A 22,226-nucleotide genomic window follows, 5' to 3' on the forward strand; every position below is an offset into this window, starting at 1 on the left:
CTATATCTAAAACCTCTTCATAGGTTTTAGTTAGATTGTTAACAACATTTGACAAAGCTAAATTTTCTGCTTGGTCTACATAAAAAGGTTGTGCTTTTGTTTGTATGGGTTCAAAAGCCAAAAAAGCCCCAGTAATGGTAGCTAGTAGTAAAAACAAAGAAGAAGATACAGTCAGATAAAAATGACTGTATCTCCATATTTTTTGAAGCATAAATGTTTATTTGGTCGGGATCATACGTACATAGCGAATGTATCCAGATCCTTCAAATTTATTTTTTAGATTATTGGCATCCAAAGAAACTTCTATATCTTTTAAATGATGTTCTTGGTGTTCTACAGCTGTTTCAAAACGTAATTTATTTCCAGCTTTTAGGTCGTTTTCATCCAGCTCAAATGTAAACAAAGAACGTTCTCCACCAGCAATAGTTGCTCCCGTCATGGCATCAATACTAGCTGGCCTGGCTTTATTAAAAAAAGACCACCATTCTTTTAAGTCGGGATACCATTTTTCATCATCTCCTAAAATATGAACTGTTTTTAAATAGGTATCGTTTTTATCTACCACAGATACAATCACATAAGCTCCTTCACCTTCGTAGTTTTTAAGCTGTACCATACATTTGTATTTTTTGGGACTCCCTTCATTTTTTAGAGTGGTAAAAGCAACCAACGTCAAACAAATAATTGCCAAGCAAGCTTTTAATAATTTTATCATTTTCCTTAAGGTTTTAAAAATTCAATATTCTGTTTTTTTAACATTTCGTTTTCTTTTGCTAGATCGTAAGCAGTTTCACCAAATTCAGTCTCGTTAGCTTTGTTGGCTCCTTTTTTTAATAAAAGTTGCAACAAGCGAGGTGATTTTGCTTTCATTGCTGCTAAATGTAAAGGTGTTAATCCTTCTGCATTTTTTTGATGAACATTGGCTCCTAATTCAAAAGCGGTTTGTATCAATTTTAGATCTCCTTTGGCTATGGCAATGTGTAGAGGGGGTTCGTTTTGAGAAGCTTTTGTAAATGAAACCCCTACTTTTTTTAGTGTTTTTGCAAAAGACGGAAAGTTTTTAGCAGACCTACGATTGTAACCTTCAAACAAATGATAAAACAAGTTGTTACCTTCTTTATCTATTATGTTTACATCTGCTCCGTTCTTTGTCAATAAATGAAACAAATCTAAATTTCCTCTCTGGGTAGCCAAAGTCAAAGCAGTATAGCCTGAGTCATTTTGTTGGTTGATGTCTTTTACTTTAGGCAATAACAACTTAACCAAAGTACTATTGTTACCCGAAACTGCATTTAAAAAAGCTGTATTTCCTTCTTTGTCTTTTTTAGTTACATCTACTCCATGTTCTATAAAAAAAGATATCAAGTCTTTGTCTTTAGAGCCTCTTGCCAACAAGTGCAAAGCAGTTTGTCCTTTGTGGTTTACTTGATCCATTTTTAAGTTTAAAGAAGCCAAATACTCAAATACTTCTTTAGAGTTATAACCACCTCTTCCTCCGTGACTTGCTGCCAAGACTAAGTTTTCTCCATCGTTGTTCACTCTTTTGTAATCAAATCCTTTGGCAATGTATTTTTTTAATAAGGCTATGTTCCCTTTGTAAGCAGCATAAAATAGGAGGCTGTTTCCATTAGCATCTAGCACTTTTTCGTTCAGTCCTTTGTTTACAAAATAGTCGATAATTTTTCCGTCTTTGCTATTTTGTGCCAAGAGCAAAACAGCATTGGCACCATTTCTATTGGTTTCTTTTAAATCAACTCCGTTGGCTACCATCAACTCATAAATATCGGTATTTTCATGTCCGGCATTTAAGGTAAATGTGTACCAGTTAAACCCATGGCTTCCTACTACTTTGGTGTCTGCACCTTTGCTTAGTAACAATTTCATTGTCTGTAAATCGCCAGCGTAACCAGCCCACATTAAATAACTTCTGTTATCGTGTGTAGATTTATTGACATCGTTTCCTGGTAAAGAAAGCAGGTAATCTATGGTTTCTGTACTGTTTTTGGTCATAATAGCATAACTAAGTGCATCAAAAGCAGCTTTGTTTTGCTTTACAGGGTCGTTCCCTTCTTTTATTTTTTGCTTCACTAACTCTAGGCTAGGTTGTTTTTTCCAAAATTCGTATTCGTGAAAACTATTTTCAGCTTGTTGTTGAGGTCTTCTTTGTGCCATAACCAAAACTGGAATGCACAAAAGCCAAGTCATTATTTTTTTCATATGTGATGTTAGCTACAAAATCCCTTGATGAAAAATCAAAAAGGGATTGTTGTTTGTTTATAATTTTAATGATTACCAAGTTCCAATAAAGTGACTTCCTGTGGTGTTGATTAATTTGGCACCTTTGGTCACATTTCCAGTCTCTGTATCTATTACATAGATGTTTCCATCTTTTCCTACGGGTGCAGCTGTAAAGTAAATTTCATCTCCGTACACTGCATAGTGTTGGTATTGGAACATTTCCATATCTACCTCGTAAGGTACTTCGGTAATTTTTGTTGCTGTTTTAGCATTCAAATCTACCAACGCAAAGAAAGATTCTCCTCTACCAGCAGCTCCTTCTGTAGAGCCATCGTGACGGTATGCCAACACTGCTTTTCCATTAGCTGCAGGTCTCCAAGCCAACACATAAGCTCCTGTTACACCTAATGCATCGTCTAAACTAAATTCGTAAGCATCATCGTATTGGTTGTCTGCTCCAATTTTTAAAATATGTGAACCATTTGGATCACTTTGGTTTGCTTGATACACCGCTCCATTGTACTCAAAAGAGTTGATGCTACGGTAACCGTTAGTATTACCATGCCCTACGGTAGAAGTTACAATAGTTGGGTTATCCAAAGAAGGATAATCTAACACAATAGTTTTTGAACCTAAAATTTCGTATCCACTATCAGACTCTAAAGTTTCAGGATTTTTTTTACGTACCTGTGCACCAATGTACAATTTGTCTCCAGTTGCGTTTAGCGTTGGCATGTCTATTCTAGAAATATAATATCCTTTGGAAGCATCCGCATCATCTAAAGCAATGGTGTGTTCCTTAAATTCGTTAATAGATTGATTTTCCAGATCCAACGTAACAATGGCAATTTTAGATTCTGTTTTGATGTATTCATCATCCGTTACATCATCAGTTCCTTTGTCATCTACAACATCATTTGTAGAAACGTACACTGCAGCTCCAGTCTGATCTTCATCAAATAACTTAATCCATCTGGGTGCTGTACCTACATACTGAGCTACCGTTACTGGCAAACCGATTTGGTTGTAGTTTTGCCCTCCGTTTACGGCGTACTTAAAGAAACTCCCTCCTGTATCCCCAGCATAAGTGATATTAAACAAGGTATTTCCGTCCTGAGAAGCTTGCAATCTAGCTGTTCTGTTAGAGGGTACTACATATCCATAGTTGAACACATCAATTTCTTTATCAGGATTTTTTGCTTCCTCACTACTTACAGCGTACACCAAAGTTCCACCATTTCCATCTCCTGGATTGGTTCCCATTTTTGCTCCCGCTACTGTAATCCATCTGTCAGAATCTGCTTTAGTTTCTGTAACTACACCAGCACCAGAATCGTCGTCTGAACAAGCTACTGTAAAAGTGAAAGCTGCCAAGGCCATCACTAAAGATCTTAGTCGAATTATTTGTTTTTTCATATTGATTTGTTATTTATAATTTATTGATTGTATAATTTAATTTTAAGTAATAAGCTCTTCCTGGTTTTTGTACCGATAAGTTGTCATAAGCCGCTTTGTCAAAAATGTTTTTTACATCAAAACTTACAACCCACTGATTTTTAGGAAATGCATAGTTTAGACCTAGATCTTGCACCCATTGTGTTGGTACAATGTGTGATCCATTATCGGCTGTATGCGTTCCATCTGCGTACTTATAAGAAAAGCTATCGGTGAAATAAAAATTGTAAAATAAGTTAAGTCTCCCTTGCGGCTGGAATACGTTTTGAAAAGTATAGCGCAATCCTCCATTCATGGTAAATAAAGGGGTGTTGGCTACATCTATTTCCAAGCCATTACGAGTGGTTGTCAAGCTCAAACGTGAGTAATTAAAGTGAGCGGTTAAGTTGTTTTTAAAATTGTAATTCAATTGAAACTCAACTCCTTTAGATTTGGTGGTGTTTTCTAAATTCCCATAAGTAATGACTTCATCGTCTTGTTCCAATTGATTGGCATTAATCGGCAAACCAATTAAATCTTGTATATTTCTGGTAAAAAAATTGGTAGTAGCAACTAGCCCATGGTTTTTGTAGCTGAATTTTCCCAAACGGATACCGAGATTGATATTGTTGCTAATTTCAGGCTTGATACTTCGATTGCCTGAAATGTTATCTCCTGCATTTCCAAACACCTCATTCTCACTAGGCAAACGCACCGCTTTTTCTGCCGATGCCATTAACGTAATAACAGGCAAGACTTCAAAAGAAGTTGCAAAACCATAGCCGTTGTAATCTTTATCACTTTTATATACATCGTTAATTACCTCGGTACGATTTTCGTTAAAAGAAGGTTTGTTGTTCAACACCTTTTGTCTGTAGTGTTTGCCGAACAGGTTAAGCTTTAGTCTTTCTTTGAACAAATTGAGCTCATAACTAAGCGAGTAAATTTGTTTGTACAAATCTTTGGTTTCTGTAAATGCGTTGCTCAAATCAGTTGCATACTCATCATAATCATCTCTTTCAATACCACTATACACATGGTTCAACAATATTTTGTGTTGTGGAGTAATTTCATAGGAAAGACCACTACGCATAGAGGACACATGACGTTCAATAAAATTCAATACCGGTCCATAGGTGTCTTTTTCTTGTTGCGAACCGTAATTGTATTCTCTAGGTTGATTATTGTTCTGACCATCTTGCCACAATTCCCCACGCCAAGTGTAAATAAATGGATTGGTATCACTCACCATACGATTTCTAGTTCCATACAAACCGTTAAGGTTGATATCTAGTCCATCAATAAACAAATCCTTTTTTTGATACAACAAAGTTGCCAACTGCGCATCCGACTCCATAAAACGATCTTTGTAAGGGTAGGTAGACATAAAAGCACCGTGTTGAATCTCTTTATAATCATCAGATCCTGTAAAACCGATGTAAAACTGATCTGCCCAAGAAACATTGGTAAAACCTGTTTGAAAAACAACTCCCTTAGACTCATAAGCATCGTTAAAACGTTTTGCTTTGATTTCTATCGTTTTGGAATTAGGCAATACATCTACCACACCAGGCCCCCACACCTCATAATCGTTGTCCGAATAGTTGTAGAAACTTGAAAACTTAACGGTAAAACCTTTGTTAAAACGATAAAATCCGCTTGCGTTTGCCTGAAATGTGTTGAACGATCCGTAAGAAGCCGAAGCATTTACATAATTACGATCCGTACCTTTTTTCATTACTATGTTGATGGCTCCTCCCAAAGCATCATCAGCCAAATGACCAGGCACCACTCCTTTGTACACCTCTATGTTTTCTATCATGGCAGGTGGAATACTATTTAAACTAAAAGAGGAACCATACATAGACATAGGGATACCATCAATAAAAATACGTACAGAACTCCCAGATAAACCATTTAAAGAATATTCTACATTGGAACCCAATCCTCCGTTTTGACGAATTTTTACACCTACTGTAGAGTTCAACAATTCGTTGGTTTGTATATTTCTAAAGCTTGCTTCTTTAGTTTCTACCACACTTACAGCAAAACCTTTGGTTTCTATTTCTGTTTTGTGAGATTTGGCCGATAACTTGACTTCTTGCAAAGATTGAGAATCTTCTTTCAACTCAAAATCACACAACGTTTTTCTTTGCCGAATAGTGATGGGTTTCTGCTGTACAACATAGCCCATATAGCTAGCTTTTACTTGATGTTTCCCAAGTACCAAATTGTGAATAAAGTACATCCCTTTGTCATTAGAGACAGCAGCATATTTATTATCATCTACTAAAATAGTTGCTCCCATCAAAGGCTGTCCGTGCGTATCTACTACCTTCCCCATCAATACAGCATGTTTTCCACCATGTTGTCTGTGGTGGTTTCTTTGAGCCATTGCAGCTACACTTAAAAACCCTAGTAAAAGAAGTAGACTCTTCATTTTTCTCACTTACTTATTTAGATTTGATAAAAATAATTTACTTTTGCAAAAGTATCTTATGTTTATCCAGTCTAGATAACGCAATAAGAAATTAAAGTAACGTAAAAGGAACAAATGAAGATTCGGTTTAAAAGTACTGTATGTGAAACAGGAGAGGTGGTGAAGCAATTTAAGCCAGACTTGGCAAATTCTGTTTTGCATGAACGCAAATTGGAAAAAAAAGAAAAAGATTTTGAAGGCAGTATACACGAACTTCAGTTGAATCATGCATTTGTATTGTATCAGAATTACACCAATAGGGATCTAAAAAATGCTGCTCTAGAAATAGCACAAAGTGAACCTTTATATTTATTACATTTTGAAATGGAAGGAGGCGTGCAATGCATACATGAAAACAAACGAAACACTCCGTTCTATTTAGAAAGAGAAACCTACAACTTGTATTACCTACCTACAGGAACAAGAACGTATCAATACAGTTCGGAAAAAAGAAAAGGATTAAAGGTCTACCTCTCGGAAAAATACATTCATAGCAAAATGGGTTATTGTTTTACAAGCAGCTCTAAAGAATTACATCAAGCAAAAAAACAACAGATTCCATATGCCTATTTTGTCCAGAATCAACAGATATATAACACTCTAAAAAGTCTAATTAATGCATTTTTAGATTGTGAATATCAGGGTGCAATGAAACAAGCCTACTTAGAAGCAAAACTTACAGAGTTAATTTTAGTAGCACTTACAAAACCAGTATCTGTAAAAAAAGAGGAAACTAGTAAACAACTTCAGCTAGAAAAAGTAGCAGAACATATACGAAAACATTTAAAAAAAGAATTGAATATTGCCGATTTGTCTTTGTTGGCAGGAATGAATACCTCGTCCTTTAAAAGGAATTTTAAGCAGTATTTTGGTACTACCGTTTTTAAGTACATTACCCAATTACGTATACAAAAAGCAACGGAGTTAATTACACAACAAGACTCAACAGTAGCAGAAGCCTCGTATGAAGTAGGTTACAAAAACCCACAACACTTTACCGTGGCTTTTAAAAAAGTAAAAGGTTTTTTGCCAAGCGAATTGAAAAAAAACCTTTCACAACTTTTATGTATAATCTCTCTAAGTGACTGGGAGTTGTTTTTTATTTTTTAAGCTCAAATACTTCAATCGATTTTAGCTCTGGACTACCTCCTCTGTTTCCACTACCCGATGCGGTATATACTTTGTTCTTGTATAGAATTAACTGCGAACCATGTCTTCCACGATTAAGCGGCTGCAAAGTACTCCATGTTTCGGTAGAGGTATCGTAACATTCCACCTCGTTATGAGCTAATTTTTGTCGAATAGTTTCTCCACCAGCAAAGAGAATTTTGTCACCAAAAGCTACTGCCATACAACCTGCACGTTGGGTAGGTACAGGTTGTGGTAAAGAAGACCATTGTTGTGTTTTAAAATCAAATACATCAACTTCGGGAACGGTTAAGTGAAACACTTTTTTTATTTTTCCCGAACTCCTACGCCCACCTAATAAATACAATTTGTCATTTACTATAACAGAGGCTGCGTGATCTCTAGCTCTGGGAGCATTGGGTAGTTGTTCCCACTTTTTGGTTTTAAAATCATACACGTCAAACCAATTTACATGACCATCCCAATGTCCATCTTGTATTCCGCAAATTAAGTACAATTTGTTTTGATAAATTTTGGCCATGGCTGCACCACGTCTTCTATCTTTTGGTATTTTGAATTCTTTTGTCCACTTATCTTTTTTTGGATGATAAAAATACACATGCGACACAGGTGTTTCACGAGGATAAGGCCCTGTAAAAGCACCCGCAATCAAAATTTTATTTTTGTAAGCGATTCCCTCAAAATGGTGTAGTTCTATGGGAGGTTTTGCCCCTTTGCTCCAAGTGTTGTTTTTAGGGTTAAAAATAGAAACGGGTCGGATGCCACGTCCACCACACAAGTGAAGTTTTCCATTAGCTTCTATAAACGCAGCTTCATGTCTTTGTACGGGTTGCCCTTTGGTTTCTAGTGTGTGCCAAGTGCAATTTTCTAAATGTTGCGCATTGAGTTGTAGATTGTTTAAAAACAAAACGAAGATAAATGCTAGTGTTTTTAGGAGTTTCATATAAAATGTTTTATTTGTTGAATTTACAAATATTTTAAAGCATTTTTCACTTCAGGATTGTGACAATCAAAGTTTTTTAATATGTAGTTTTTAATATTTTCTTTTGAGTCGAAAAGGTCAGTGAATACTTTACTAACACCGATGATTTTGATAGAGTTGTTTTCTGTTTTTTCTTTATTGAATAAATGTTTAATGAAATCTTCCTGAAAATTAATAAAAGTCTGAATAATAGCTGATTGTACTTCTTTTTCATATAGAGTTGTTATGTCTGATTTGATGAAATCACGTATACCAAGTAATTCAAATAAATAGATTGGATTTTCACCTTTAGAAATTAATTTTTGGAAAATATCTATTTGGATTTTATTTATCCAATCATTCATGGGTTTTCCAAAACGATGACGGATTTTCTGTAAGACAGCTAAACTGAAATGATCATTAAATTCGTAAAAATTGATTTCTAAGAGCTTAATTGCTCCATCTTCATCGATATAGTTATAGTTTAGCATTTTTTCAAACAAACAATAGTAATTGCCTGAGTTATTGATGTAGATTTGTTCATCTATTTTTAAGACAATATTTAAGTGTAATACTATATTTTTTTGCTCTGTGATGTTGTAAGATTTATTATCAAAATATAGTCTCGCTTGTTTTATTTTTTGATTATCAGACCAGTTTTCTATAATACTAAAAACATCATTTTTATTCAGTTTAAATATGTTTTCATATTCAGTTTTTGTTAAATCAAAATCTCTAATATAGCTATCAAAATACCTGTAAAAATTGAGCTTATATGTTATTGAAAATTCTTTGTAACCATGTACAGGTAAGGTCATTTCAGGAAAAAGTTTATCTGTAAGTGTAAGTATTTTAGCAATTTCTTCCTTTTTATAGTGTTTTAATTCATCTGGTAATTTTTCAGGTTCGATATTTTTATTTTTTTCAATGTATTTTGAGGCAACATATCTATCATTGTGAGTTTTACCAAATAAATCAGGGCTATCAAAAAGTAAAAAATCGTAGTATTTTTTAAATTTAAATTGAAGAATTTTAAGAATAAAGTAATCTTTAAAATCTACATTGTCTTTGGTTCTTATAAAATCATCAACCGTATCTGTGCAAAATCTTTTAATTTCTCTTATAGATTTAAAAATTCCCTTTAAGTGTTTGTCATCATCGGTTATTAATTCTTCTATTTCAGATTTATAATCGGGTAAAATGGTTAGTAAAAAATTTCTTAAAACATGTATTAATTTCTCATCTGTATTTTGAGGAATATAATATTTACGATTGATGATTTTCTCTAGATAAAAATCCAAGTCATCAATAGATGTAATGGTGTTTTTTAGGTAGTTTTCATCATAAGCAATCACAAATGTAAAAGAATGAAAACTAGCCAAATTTCTTATTAACTTAAAAACCTCCAGCAATTCGACTTCTTGTAGCCTATCTAAATCATCAATTAAAATAAAATATTGAATTTTTGATTTTTTTAATTGTATGTTCAGATTGTCATATTGGTCTTTAGTACTTTTTTGAGAACGAAAAGGAGTAATTTTAAACTTACTCTTTATTATTTCATCAGTATAGTGTTCTAATAGGTTGTTTATGTTTTGGCTTCTTTTTTTTAGTTTCTTTTGAATTTCATCAAAAAAGACATCAGTTGTATTTTGTTTAGAAAATAGCCAAGGATTAAATTCTAGAATCTCTATATTTTTACATTTTTCTAAATCTTGTTTAATAAAAGTTAAATAAGACGTTTTTCCTGTTCCCCATGGAGCAACCAATGAAAAACACCTTGAGCTATTGTGATTAGTACCTTCTTTTATTCTATTTACAAAATCATCAAACAAGGGTTGGTCTTCTTTAAAACCAATAAACTTATCTCTGTCTACAACGGGTTCGTCAATAATGCCTGTTATTGAATTACTTGTTTTATCTTTTTTTTCTTTTCTAAGTAGATAATAATATGCTTTTAAAGTAAAAGGTTTTAAGAAGTAAAGAAAAAGCACATCTGTATAAGCTACCTCGTGATAAATAAAAAGAAATCTATTGTGATAAAAAATTCTGAAACAAGAATACTCAATTAATATTAGGAAACATGTAAAAGCATAGGTGTTTGAGTATTTATATGTATTACTAACTTTCTTCTGAAAATCATAAACTATTGCTATTAGTATAATAAATACAACATAGATCAAGAAACGATTGTCTGTTTTGATTAAATAAGGTTCTAAATAATTTTGATAGACTAAATCATTAATGCTTTTATAAAAAGAAAAATGTATAAGAATTAAGAATAGACTATTTTTAATAAAGTTTGTCTCTTCAATTAAGTTCGTAATATATTTCTTTGCTGACTGGGAAAAGCTAGCTTCAGGTTTGTTGTTCTTTTTCATATCCTAAAAATACGGATATTAATGAAGTATAAATTCTTGTAATTTGTTTAGTTTAAGAATTGTTTTCAACAATGTTATTAAAACAACAGTCCCAACAAATCTTCTATAGTGGCTATTTTTACAATTTCTATAGTATGTGCTTCTTGGCTAATTTTACAAAACTTAGAAATAAATATTTTCTCAAATCCTAGTTTTTCAGCTTCGGCAATGCGTTGTTCCACACGGTTTACGGGGCGTATTTCTCCTGCCAAACCAACTTCTGCAGCAAAGGCATAATTTTGGGGTACAGGTTCATCTTCGTTACTAGAAAGTACAGCTACGACCACCGCCAAATCAATCGCTGGGTCATCTACTTGTATTCCCCCAGTAATGTTCAAAAATACATCTTTTGCCCCCAAACGGAATCCTGCTCTTTTTTCTAAAACAGCCAACAACATGTTTAATCGTTTTAGGTGGTACCCTGTAGCAGAGCGTTGCGGAGTACCATACACCGCAGTGCTGACTAGAGCCTGAACTTCAATCATTAAAGGTCGCATGCCTTCTAGGGTGGCGGAAATAGAGGTACCACTTAAATCACCTTCTTTTTTAGAGATAAGAATTTCTGATGGATTTTTTACTTCTCGCAAGCCTCCGCCACGCATTTCAAAAATGCCTAATTCTTGCGTAGAACCAAAACGGTTTTTTAAAGCTCTTAAAATTCGGTACGTATGGTTTCTGTCTCCTTCAAATTGCAAAACTACATCTACCATGTGCTCTAAAATTTTGGGCCCCGCAATGCTTCCTTCTTTGTTGATGTGTCCTATGACCAAAACAGGAGTGCCTGTTTCTTTGGCAAACTTAATTAGCTCTGTAGTAGTTTCTTTAATTTGAGAAACGGATCCCGCAGAACTTTCTACATAGTCTGTATGTAGAGTTTGTATGGAGTCGATTACTAAAATTTCGGGATGTTCTAGCTGTATGGCCTTAAATATTTTTTGGGTATTGGTTTCGGTCAATATCAAACAGTCTTCGTTGAGGTTTTGTACACGCTCAGCTCTTAATTTTATCTGTGTTTGGCTTTCTTCTCCTGACACATAAAGTACTTTGTGCTGCATGCTCAATGCTACTTGCAACATCAAAGTCGATTTACCTATTCCAGGTTCACCTCCCAAAAGGATCACAGAACCTGGTACAATTCCCCCGCCTAGTACATTGTTTAGTTCATTGCTAATAGCATTAAAACGCTTTTCATTTTGAATTTGAATGTCTTTTACTTTAAGTGCAGTATTGGCTTTTCTGGGAGACTTGTCTATTTTCCAGTCCGATTTCTCTTCCTTGCTTACAACCTCTTCAACCAAGGTATTCCATTCTTTGCAAGTACTACATTGCCCCATCCATTTTAGGTGCTGAGTTCCACAATTCTGACAGAAATAAACTGTTTTGGTTTTCGCCATAATTCTAAAAAATAATTGTTGTGAAAATACAAATATATAGCAGATGTGTGTGTTCTATTTGCGTTTATTCATCAAAGGTAGCAATAGAAAAGAAAGTCCGCCTAAAACAATCATCATTAGGGTTTGCCCAGACCACATTACCCAACCAAAGCTAGCTCCAATGGTTTCTGGTATGGCGTACAGTAAAAGCGTTTTTTGTATGGTTAAAGGGTAGCTGCCAATTCCTCCATTGGTGGTTGCATAACTAAATGTACCAGCTACAAAGCAAATCAATAAAGCATCAAAACCTAACTTTTGAGTTTCTGTAAATGCAAAAATCACCACGTACAACATAAGGATGTATGAAAACCAAATAAACAAAGTATGTGCAATAAAAGCCCATTTTTTTTCCATGGTATAAATGGTTGCCACACCTTCTTTAAGTCCATGTATAAAACCACGTAGTTTCACAAAAAGAGGATTTTGCGAGCGAAGGATGGATCTAAGCAACAGTAAAGTAAGAATCCCCCCAGCAAGTAGTAAAAAAATTATCCACAAAGGGTTGGTAGGAATTCTAGTTGCCAATAGCTGATAGATGGTATCGTACTGGGTAAGCAATGCTAAAAAGATGATAAAAAAATAAACCAACATGTCGGCCAATCGCTCTGCAACAATGGTTCCAAGTGCTTTTTCAAAAGGGACTTGTTCGTATTGGTTTAATGTTGTGGCTCTTAAAAACTCACCTGCTCTTGGAACCCCTAAATTCACCAAGTAACTAATAGCAACAGCAAAAAATCGATTGTGCAAGCGGGTTTGATAACCCAAAGGGGCAAGGGTAAATTTCCAACGATAAGCGCGTGAATACAAAGATAAAGCTCCAATACCAACCGATAAAGCAACCCACCAATAATTGGCATTTTTTAAGGCTGTTTTTATATGAGCAATCTCCTCTTGAGTAAATTTAGACAAAGAGTACCATACCAAAAAAAGACCCAATAAAATGGGAAAAAGTACTTTGAACCGTTTTAGGGCATTTTTTTTCAATTAATTCAATTGATTGGTTTCTTCGTTAGGAAAAACAATGGCAGGACTAAAATTTTTGGCTTCTTCAAAGTCCATTAATCCATAAGAAATAATAATAATGATATCACCAGGAGCTACTTTTCTAGCAGCAGGTCCATTCAAAGTAATTTCGCCACTATTACGTTCTCCAGGAATGATATAAGTATCCAAACGTTCTCCATTGTTGATGTTTACAATAGAAACTTTTTCGCCTTCAATCATGTTGGCTGCATCCATCAGAGTTTTGTCTATGGTAATGCTACCGATGTAGTTCAAATCGGCTCCGGTTACTTTTACCCTGTGTATTTTTGATTTAACGACTTCTATTTGCATGCTGCAAAATTAACCATTTAATTTCGATTAAAAACTAAAACTATTTTAATTAATTAGAGAGTTCTAAATTGTCTATCAAACGAATTTCTCCGGCAAAAACAGCAATAAAAGCCCTGTATTTACTAGAGTTGTTAAAGTTGTCTATGGGTTTTAGAGTAGCTTCATCGGCTATGGAAAAGTATTCTAAAACTAAATTGTTGTGCTTGTTAAATTTTTCTACGACCCATTGTTCAATTTCTTTTGGGGTGTGGTTGGTTACCTTTTTTTGTGCAGCCAATAAAGTCTGATAAATAAAAGGAGCACTGGCTCTGTGTTCGGTAGTTAAGCGCATGTTTCTAGAACTCATGGCTAAGCCATCGGCTTCTCGGTGTATTGGGCAGCCAACAATATTTACAGGTTGTTGGGTAATGTTAACTAGTTTTTTAACAATCTGTAGTTGTTGAAAATCTTTTTCGCCAAAATATGCGTTGTTAGGAATCAAAACAGAAAATAGTTTTTTTAAGATGGTTCCAACTCCGTTAAAGTGGTTGTCTCTAAATTTTCCTTCCATTTCTTTGTCCAAACCAGCAAAATCAAATAGTTCTGCGGTTTCATCCGCTTGATACATTTCCTCAGCCTGTGGAGCAAAAACCAAATCACAATCTGTAGCACTTAGCTTTTCTAAATCAGCCTCTAAGGTTCTCGGATATTTTTGTAAATCTTCAGGATTGTTAAACTGTGTGGGATTTACAAAAATGCTTACCACCACAACATCGTTTTCTTCTTTTGCCCTTTCAATCAATGATATATGGCCTTGATGTAAGGCACCCATTGTAGGAATAAGTCCAATACGATTGCCTGATTTTTTTAAATTTTGAATGTGCAAATTTGCTAATTCTTTGACAGCGAATACTTTCATCTTTTATTAATCCCGTAAAACCAACGGCAAACTTACTACTTAATACCTATATATTGCGTATTTTTTCGTAATTTTGCAAAATTAAATTCAATAACTGATTGATTTATGAAGAATAAGAGAGTTTTATACGTTTCTAGCGAGGTAACACCTTACACCCCTCCTACAGAAATGTCAGAAATGTCTTTCGAAGCAGCGAAAAAAGCACATCACAAAGGGGTTCAGACTAGAATTTTTATGCCAAGATTTGGTTTGATAAATGAAAGAAGGCATCAATTGCACGAAGTAATTCGTCTCTCAGGAATGAATTTAATTATCAACGATATGGATATGCCGTTGATTATCAAAGTAGCATCCATCCCTAAGGAAAGGATGCAAGTTTACTTTATAGACAACGAAGAGTATTTTAAAAGAAAGGCTACTTTTACTGATGAAAATGATGAACTCTTTGTGGATAACGACGAAAGAGCCATCTTTTTTGCTAAAGGAGTGGTAGAAACCGTAAAAAAATTAAACTGGGCACCTGATATTATTCACGTACATGGTTGGATGGCATGTTTATTGCCTTTGTATTTGCGCGAGTATTATAAGGATGATGCGTTGTTTGAGAATACAAAAATAGTTACTTCTGTGTATGACAATGAATTTGAAGGTATGTTAAGTGAAAACATGGCTGATAAAATTCGTTATGACGAAATTTCAGAAGATAAAATAGCAGTTTTGGAAAATCCCACATTTGCAAACATTCTTAAAAGTGCCATCGATAATTCTGATGCAGTGGTAAAAGCAAGTCGTTTTGTAAACGATGATTTAGAAGATTATTTGGATGAGTTGGAAGACAAACCTTTCCTAGATTATCAAACCGAAGACACTTTTGCAGAAGCATATTTAGAATTTTACACTGAAAAAGTTTTAAAATAGAAAAGTTATATATGACACTTTTTAATAAAAAGATTGCGAAAACCATAGGAGCTTTAAGTGCTATGGTTTTTTTTGTGAGTTGTACAAATGAAATACCTGAAGAAGCAGGAGATTTAATTGACAACAATAGTTTTGTTAGAGATACGTTGTATTTTACGCCTCAATTAACAACCAAAAGCGTAGACACCGTACGAACCAATTTACTATCTACACATCTGTTAGGGCAGTATACAAGTCCTAATTTTGGTTCTCTTCAGGCTGGCTTTGTAGGACAGTTGTTGCCCGATACGTATAAAAAAGTAGGAGATGCAGTAATCTCGGATGTAAAAGCAACATTAGAAATGCCTTTGTTGTTAAGTTTAAAAGAAGATAGTTCGGAGGTGTATGAAATCACTAATTTTTTAGGTGATTATAGTGCTGAGATGAGTTTAAGAATTACCACTTTTACAACCTATTTGGAAACGTTCAATCAAGATGGTTCTACCCGAACTTACTACAATGATGGAACCAACAATGCAGGAACCAAAGAAGATTTGGGTACAGAAACGTTGCTAGCAAATGCTACAGGAATTACTTTTAGCGAAAGTTACGAGGCATTAGACACTTTATCAATCCCTTTAGGGTCTTCAGAATTTGATTTTAAAACAGACTTTATAGATCGTTATGACGAAGCCGATATCTTAAACACAGAAGATATGGTAAGGTTTTTTAAAGGAATTAAAGTAACGGCAACTACTACAGGTAACGGAATGATTGTGCCATTCAACCTATACAATACAAAGCTTAAAATTAAATTCAACGAAACAACTGTGGCTACCGAAGAAGGGCAAGAAGATACTGTAGTGCAAGATTCTTTGATGTTTAGTTTTGGGTCTAGGGTTCTTTATAGTTTATACGAAGACAACAATGGTTATGCAAATGAGCCTAATAAAGTATATGTACAAGGAGCTGGAGGTTATGAAGTTTCTGTAAATATTGAAGAATTTATTAGTGACAACTTGGTAGCTTTTCAATCGGAACAATGGATTTTAAACCAAGGGCTTTTAAAAGTCTATTTAGACAATGTTACAGAAGAAACGCTGTCTAATTTTTACATTTATGCGATAGATAAAGAAGATAACGTAGTGGCTTTAGATGATTATGGATTTTTTGGTGCCAATGCGGTAGATGCTATTGTTAGGTATGAAGATACAGAAAACGAAACCGATCCGTTTGTTTACTTTTTTATTACTGATTTTATAAAAGACGTTCTTTCTTATAACAAAGCAGAAGATACAGGGATTGATATTAAAGAACTAAGAATTAAAGCCAGAGAGCCATCAGAGTCTACAGTAGTAGATTTAAGATCTTCTACGGCAAAAGGAGCTGTTTTTTTAAATGACCCATCTTCTGAAAAAGCACCGCAATTAGAGGTGATTTATTCTAGAGTTAAAGAAGATTAACAAATCTCTGTTAAAATACAATATACAACAGCAAAGGCCATCTACTTTAGAGGGCCTTTTTTTGTAGAAAAGCCTTGTTTGGTTTTAAAGACTAATAAAAAAAAGCTGTCTTTTCAGACAGCTTTTCTTAATGTTTATTGAATAAAACCCTTAAGCAGAGTTTCTACTTGCGTTGGTGTTACCAAACAATGATCTAGTAACAATTTTTTCAAAAGTTTCTAATCGTTTGCTGTCTGGGTTTTCTTGTCTGTTCATGTTTTGAACTTCTCTTAAAGCGTATTGTTGTATGGTTAACAGTGGCAATACAATAGAGTCACGAACGGCAATAGATGCTTTACCATCAGGATAGTTTTGCATCAACTCTTTGTGTCCTGTTAGTTTTAACAACAAGCGTTTTGTTAACAAGTATTCGTTGTGAATAATGTTCCAGAACTCTCCAAATTCTTTATCAGAAGCCATGTATTTTGTTAAATCAAAGAAAGATTTTGTTAAAGACATTACACTGTTTTCAATTAATGTTTTAAAGAAATTAGAGTTGTTGTACAGGTCTTGAATTCTATCAAACTCGCCTACATCTTCGTATTTTTTAAAGGCTGTACCTACACCAAAGAAACCAGGAACGTTTTGCTTTAATTGAGACCAAGAACCTACAAACGGAATTGCTCTTAAGTCGCTAAAGTTCAACTTATCAGACTTAGATCGTTTAGATGGTCTAGACCCTATATTTGCTTTTCCATAAAATTTTAAAGTACTCATTCGTTCTAAGTACGGAATAAACATTTCGTGATTCTTAAAGTCAGAATATGCTTTAAAACTAGAGGTTGCTAAGTCTTCTAATAATTCTTTTTGTTCTGCTGATAATGAAGCATTCATAGGATCTTTAAAGATCTTATTCGTAATTCCTGCTCCCAACAATTGTTCCATGTTAAATTGAGAAGAGTCTAGGTTTCCAAAATTAGAGCTAATAGTTTGTCCCTGAATGGTTAACTGAATTTCTTTGTTTTCGATGTTTTCGCCTAAAGAAGCGTAGAATTTAGAGGTTTTTCCTCCTCCACGAGCTGGTGGTCCTCCACGTCCATCAAAGAATATTACCTTAATACCAAATTCTCTAGATACTTTAGTCAATTCTTCTTTAGCTTTGTAAATTCCCCAGTTTGCCATTAAGTAACCACCGTCTTTGGTACCATCAGAGAATCCTAACATAATGTTTTGTTTGTTGTCTCTTTTTTCTACGTGTGCACGGTATTCGGGAATAGAATACAGTTGTCTCATTACTTCTGGAGCAATAGCTAAGTCATCTACGGTTTCAAATAATGGAGCTACGTCTACGTTCAACCCTTCATCAAAACCAGATAGGTTTAACATAGCAAACGTTTCCATTACGTTCAATGCAGTTTGGTTGTTACTAATAATGTAACGGTTAGCACCTCTTTCTCCGTTTTCTTTTTGAATAGTTGCAATAGCTCTCATAGAACCTAAAGTTCTTACAGCCATTTCTTCAGAGAATTGATCTGGATCAATATCTCCTTTAATTTTAGCAAGGATATCAATCTGATCTTCAGGACTTAGTTCTAAATAATTTTCAGGGAAAGTAGTGTCTCCCTTAGCTTGAAGTTCTTTTACAATTTCGGTAAATACATTGTGGTGTACACGGCTGTCTTGTCTAATGTCCATCGTAGCAAAGTGATAACCAAAAATTCTCACTTTGTTAATAAAGCTATCGACATCTTCTACAAACAGGTTGCTGTGTTCTTCTTTTAAGGTTTTTTTGATAGATTCCATCTTGCTTAAAAGAGACTCTACAGAAATTCTGATAGGTGAATCGTCGGTAATACAGCTGTCGTATAGTTTAGATTCAATCTCGTTCATCAATTCGTAAATACCAGGAAAGGTTAATCTTCTCTTCAATTTACGAACGTCTCTAAAATAGTTCTTTAAGATGGTTTGTCTTAATTTTCTGGCAACTTTTAATGTTGTTTCTGTAGTTACAAATGGGTTTCCGTCTCTATCTCCACAAGGCCAAAATCCAAGGTTGATGATTTCGTTTCCAACTTCGTCACCATCAAAAATATGAGATTGAATATAGTCGTAGATTTTACTAATAGAGTGGTAGAATACATTTTCCAAATACCAAATCAAACTGATGGCTTCATCGTATGGAGTTGGTTTTTTGTCAGCAAAAAAAGTAGTTTTTCCTAATTGAGCTAACAACTTTTTAATCAAACCTAAATCGTCATTTTTAATAGCTTCTTGTAAGTCTGTTAAAATTGTTAAAACCGTACCAGGATAAAACTGAGTTGGATGAGCTGTTAATACCAAACGAGTTTTGAACTCGGTTAAATATTGTCTTAACTCTCTACGAACACGCTTAGAACTAGCTTCTTCTTTTATGTTTCGGATGGTACCAACTCCTCCCATATTGTTTACTACAGGAAAGGCCGCATCTTCAATCGCATCAAACAACACAACTTGACGTTCTATGTATTGTATGAATTTGAATAGGAAGCTAATTTTTTCTTCTTCTGTGGAATCAGTTTTGTACTTGTCAAAAAATTCATCTACAATTTCAGTAGGAGTTTTTCCATTCTTAAACCCCTCAATACAGCTCTCGTTAAATAAAGGCAGCAATGTTCCTGTTTTGCTTACGCTGTCAAAGGGCAACGTACCAAAAACACTGTTGTAAACCTGATATTTAGCAAGAACATTATCGTTGAATCTTGTTAATTTGGTTTGTTTAGACATGTTTTATTAGATTAATTTTGTCTAATATACAACATGGTCTAGTATTACAGAAAAAATACGTAAAAAAATACAGTTCTAATAAATGCGTTAGAGAGTTAACATAGGTATAAATGATGAGTAAAATCATAGTTTAGAAATGTACAACAACTTTTCTTTAATGCTTGTTTCGCAAAGTTTTCGATCGGCTCTATAGCCTACAATCCACAAAACCTGATTGTCTTTAGTACATAACAACCAAACTGCTTCTTTTTGTATTTTTGATAACCTTAAATCTTTAAAATATTTGCTTACTTTCTTTTTGCCAACCATCCCTGTAGGATAAAAAACATCTCCGTCTTTTCTTTTTCTTAAGGTTAGCGGAAAGCTAATTTTACTAAGGTCTATGGCAATGGTATTGGCAGAAAGTTCTTTTGGATTTGTACTGAATTCTAGCTTTATTGGTAAGGTAAAAATATCTGATGCGTTGTGAATACAATAATGGTTTTTATTCTGTGTTGCAATAGGGTGTAGTAGCAAGGCATCTCTATAAGTTACCAAACGATGAGTTTCAGAATTGATTTCTTTTCCACCTTGTGTAGTTAACAGTTTTTTAATTTCTGAGATTGATAAAAAACCGTAAGGTTTAAAAAGCTCAAACAACACAAAAGAGTCTAAAGATTTAAGTTCTTTTATAGAGATTATAAAGCCTGAGTCTTGGGTTACAAACACCCTTTTTTTTATACTTTGGATTTGATTTTGAATAAAAGATTTGCTTTGTTGTAGATAGTTTAGTGTTTTGATAAAGTTGGTTTCAAAAGCAGGATGTAGTTCTTGCAGTTCGGGAACAATAAGGTGTCTAATTTTGTTTCTTATGTATTTGGTTTCTGCATTGCTTTGGTCTTCTCTCCACTCAAGTTGGTGCGTAGCAGCATAATTCACAATTTGTTCTCTGGTATACGGAAGCAAAGGGCGAATAACTTTACCGTTTACAGGCGGAATTCCAGTAAGCCCATCCAAGCCAGTTCCTCTAGATAAATTGATGAAAAAGGTTTCTAACACATCGTTAGCATGATGGGCAGTAAGGATATAGTCTAACGAATGTTCCTGGCAAAGTTCATCAAACCATTGATATCTTAATTCTCGTGCAGCTAATTGGGTAGACATTTTGTGTTGTGAGCAGAAAGCTTTGGTGTTAAAAAAGCGAGTATGTATTTTACAGTGCAGTTTTTTGGCAAAGTCAATCACAAATTGCTCATCAGTATCACTTTCTTTTCCTCGCAAGCCAAAATTACAGTGTGCTAGTGTTATTTTATAGTTAAGTTGTTGTAGCAAATGAACCAAAACAACACTGTCAATTCCCCCAGAAATAGCCACTAGCAAGTTTTTATTTTCTAGAAAAGGAAACGTTTGTTCAATATGTTTTTGTACAAGTCTAAGCACGTTTAGAATTCAATCAGCAATTAGTTGGTTAGCACAGAACGCATGGCTCTAGCTTTTAACAAGCATTCGTCATATTCTTTTTCGGGTTCTGCTTTGGCAGTAATAGCACTTCCTACGGAAAAAGATACGTATTTTTTAGTTGCATTGTACACAATACTTCGTATTACAACATTAAAGTCAAAATCTTTGTTGGGCGTAAAATAACCAACCGACCCAGAGTAAATGCTTCTTTTGGTATTTTCAAGAGACTCTATTAGTTGCATAGCAGCAATTTTAGGAGCACCTGTCATGCTTCCCATTGGGTAACAGGCTTTGATGGCTTTTACGGGATGAATTTCTTGTTTTAAACGGCACTGAATACTAGAAATCATTTGATGTACTTGTTTAAAACTGTAAATTTTGCACAATTCAATCACCTTTACACTTCCTCGTTCGGCAATGTGAGACAAGTCATTTCTAACCAAATCTACAATCATTATATTTTCGGCAATTTCTTTAGTACTCTTTTGCAATGCTGATTTTTGTAAAAAATCTTGTTCCAAATTTTCTAGATCCCTTTTGGCGGTTCCTTTTATAGGTTCTGAAAGAAGTTGATTTTCTTTTTTTTGCAAAAATCGTTCTGGAGAAGCAGATAGCAAGTGTAAATCACCTTTCCTTAGATAAGTTGCAAAAGGAGTTTCAGAAATTTTGTTTAGCTCTAAGTAGGTGTTTGCAGCATTTATAAATGCATTTTCTGCATAAAATTCTTGACAAAAATTCAATTCATATACATTTCCCAAATGGATTTCTTGCAATGCTTTTTTAACCTGAGTAATATAAGTTGATTTGTCAATTCTATGCTTAATAGTTAGATGGTTTTTAGTAGTTTTTTGATTTTTTGTAGCTAGTATTTCTTGCCAATCTTGTTCAATTTCAACTTCTAGTGCTAATGGGTACTTAAACACAACCTGTTCTTTCTGAACTTCGATGATTTTTTTAGGTTGAAAAAAATACAAATCAGGAAAGCCTGTGGTGTCTGTATTTTTTGAGGTTAGATGTTCTACATCGTTTTTTAAATCATATCCCAGAAAACCAAAAGCGTAGTCTTGAATGCTATCTATATAGTTCTCTAGCTGATGAAATGCATTGTGGTACGAGGTTTCTAAATCACTTATGCTGTTTATAGCAAGTAAAGCTTCAGTTTCTGAAGAGATAGATTCGTTAGAGTCTAGCCATGCAACGGTTTGGTGTTGGTTTCCCCACACAAAAAGTTGCTCTTTAAACAAAGCAAGGTTTTTTATGATGAATTGTTTTTCAGTACGATGCATGTTGTTGTTTTGGGTCTGCAAATTTAACAATCTTAGCAAAGTAATGGCTAG

Annotated in this window: 17 protein-coding genes; 3 read left to right on the forward strand and 14 right to left on the reverse strand. The window is 34.2% G+C overall.

The features are described from left to right. The 5 genes from FS85_RS16615 to FS85_RS0107605 form a co-directional block, all read right to left on the reverse strand. A partial coding sequence (locus FS85_RS16615; protein ID WP_010135546.1) for a flavodoxin/nitric oxide synthase occupies positions 1–211 on the reverse strand: 211 nt, incomplete at its 3' end. A gap of 6 nt (positions 212–217) precedes the next feature. After that, positions 218–715, reverse strand: coding sequence for a DUF2271 domain-containing protein (locus FS85_RS0107590; RefSeq protein ID WP_010135547.1), 498 nt, complete (start codon positions 713–715; stop codon positions 218–220). 5 nt (positions 716–720) lie between these two features. Further along, complete coding sequence (locus FS85_RS0107595) at positions 721–2,217, reverse strand: ankyrin repeat domain-containing protein (RefSeq protein WP_029489336.1); 1,497 nt, start codon at positions 2,215–2,217, stop codon at positions 721–723. A 72-nt stretch (positions 2,218–2,289) separates the two neighbouring features. After that, the gene (locus FS85_RS0107600; RefSeq protein WP_010135549.1) at positions 2,290–3,654 is read right to left on the reverse strand and encodes a hypothetical protein; all 1,365 of its coding nucleotides are present in this window, start codon (positions 3,652–3,654) and stop codon (positions 2,290–2,292) included. A gap of 13 nt (positions 3,655–3,667) precedes the next feature. Then, a complete protein-coding gene (locus tag FS85_RS0107605) occupies positions 3,668–6,112 on the reverse strand; it encodes a TonB-dependent receptor (RefSeq protein WP_010135550.1) in 2,445 nt (814 codons plus the stop codon). A 114-nt stretch (positions 6,113–6,226) separates the two neighbouring features. Here FS85_RS0107605 and FS85_RS15305 point away from each other — a divergent pair, with 114 nt between their 5' ends. Then, entirely contained in the window at positions 6,227–7,261 is a 1,035-nt protein-coding gene (locus FS85_RS15305) for a helix-turn-helix domain-containing protein (RefSeq protein WP_010135552.1), read from the forward strand. Here FS85_RS15305 and FS85_RS0107615 read toward each other — a convergent pair. From FS85_RS0107615 to panC, 6 genes are all read right to left on the reverse strand, one after another. Further along, entirely contained in the window at positions 7,251–8,243 is a 993-nt protein-coding gene (locus FS85_RS0107615) for a Kelch repeat-containing protein (RefSeq protein WP_010135554.1), read from the reverse strand. The two genes, FS85_RS15305 and FS85_RS0107615, sit on opposite strands and share 11 nt — an antisense overlap. 23 nt (positions 8,244–8,266) lie before the next feature. Next, positions 8,267–10,642 (reverse strand): KAP family P-loop NTPase fold protein, encoded by a 2,376-nt coding sequence (locus FS85_RS0107620; protein WP_010135556.1) that lies wholly within the window; start codon positions 10,640–10,642, stop codon positions 8,267–8,269. A gap of 77 nt (positions 10,643–10,719) precedes the next feature. Further along, on the reverse strand, positions 10,720–12,075 hold the full coding sequence (gene radA / locus FS85_RS0107625) for a DNA repair protein RadA (protein ID WP_010135557.1): 1,356 nt from the start codon (positions 12,073–12,075) through the stop codon (positions 10,720–10,722). A gap of 54 nt (positions 12,076–12,129) precedes the next feature. After that, the gene (locus tag FS85_RS0107630) at positions 12,130–13,098 is read right to left on the reverse strand and encodes a lysylphosphatidylglycerol synthase transmembrane domain-containing protein (protein WP_010135558.1); all 969 of its coding nucleotides are present in this window, start codon (positions 13,096–13,098) and stop codon (positions 12,130–12,132) included. After that, positions 13,099–13,449 carry an aspartate 1-decarboxylase gene (gene panD / locus FS85_RS0107635; protein WP_010135559.1) on the reverse strand — a complete coding sequence of 117 codons (351 nt, stop codon included), beginning with the start codon at positions 13,447–13,449 and terminating at the stop codon, positions 13,099–13,101. Positions 13,450–13,498: 49 nt separating this feature from the next. Beyond that, positions 13,499–14,347: a pantoate--beta-alanine ligase gene (gene panC / locus FS85_RS0107640; protein ID WP_010135560.1), complete on the reverse strand. Its 849-nt coding sequence runs from the start codon at positions 14,345–14,347 to the stop codon at positions 13,499–13,501. A gap of 105 nt (positions 14,348–14,452) precedes the next feature. On the opposite strand from panC, the gene FS85_RS0107645 reads away from it, so the two are divergent. Further along, on the forward strand, positions 14,453–15,265 hold the full coding sequence (locus FS85_RS0107645) for a glycogen/starch synthase (protein WP_010135561.1): 813 nt from the start codon (positions 14,453–14,455) through the stop codon (positions 15,263–15,265). 11 nt (positions 15,266–15,276) lie between these two features. Further along, on the forward strand, positions 15,277–16,707 hold the full coding sequence (locus FS85_RS0107650) for a DUF4270 family protein (RefSeq protein ID WP_010135562.1): 1,431 nt from the start codon (positions 15,277–15,279) through the stop codon (positions 16,705–16,707). Positions 16,708–16,857: 150 nt separating this feature from the next. Here FS85_RS0107650 and FS85_RS0107655 read toward each other — a convergent pair whose 3' ends face one another. The 3 genes from FS85_RS0107655 to FS85_RS0107665 all read right to left on the reverse strand — a co-directional run bounded on the left by FS85_RS0107655 (position 16,858) and on the right by FS85_RS0107665 (position 22,175). Continuing rightward, a complete protein-coding gene (locus FS85_RS0107655; RefSeq protein ID WP_010135563.1) occupies positions 16,858–19,449 on the reverse strand; it encodes a phosphoenolpyruvate carboxylase in 2,592 nt (863 codons plus the stop codon). Positions 19,450–19,572: 123 nt separating this feature from the next. Further along, complete coding sequence (gene tilS / locus FS85_RS0107660) at positions 19,573–20,868, reverse strand: tRNA lysidine(34) synthetase TilS (protein ID WP_010135565.1); 1,296 nt, start codon at positions 20,866–20,868, stop codon at positions 19,573–19,575. 20 nt (positions 20,869–20,888) lie between these two features. Then, the gene (locus FS85_RS0107665) at positions 20,889–22,175 is read right to left on the reverse strand and encodes an anthranilate synthase component I family protein (protein WP_029489338.1); all 1,287 of its coding nucleotides are present in this window, start codon (positions 22,173–22,175) and stop codon (positions 20,889–20,891) included. Positions 22,176–22,226 lie beyond the last annotated feature (51 nt).

Source organism: Ochrovirga pacifica (assembly GCF_000220525.1).
In the GTDB taxonomy this organism is placed as follows: Bacteria; Bacteroidota; Bacteroidia; order Flavobacteriales; family Flavobacteriaceae; genus Ochrovirga; species Ochrovirga pacifica.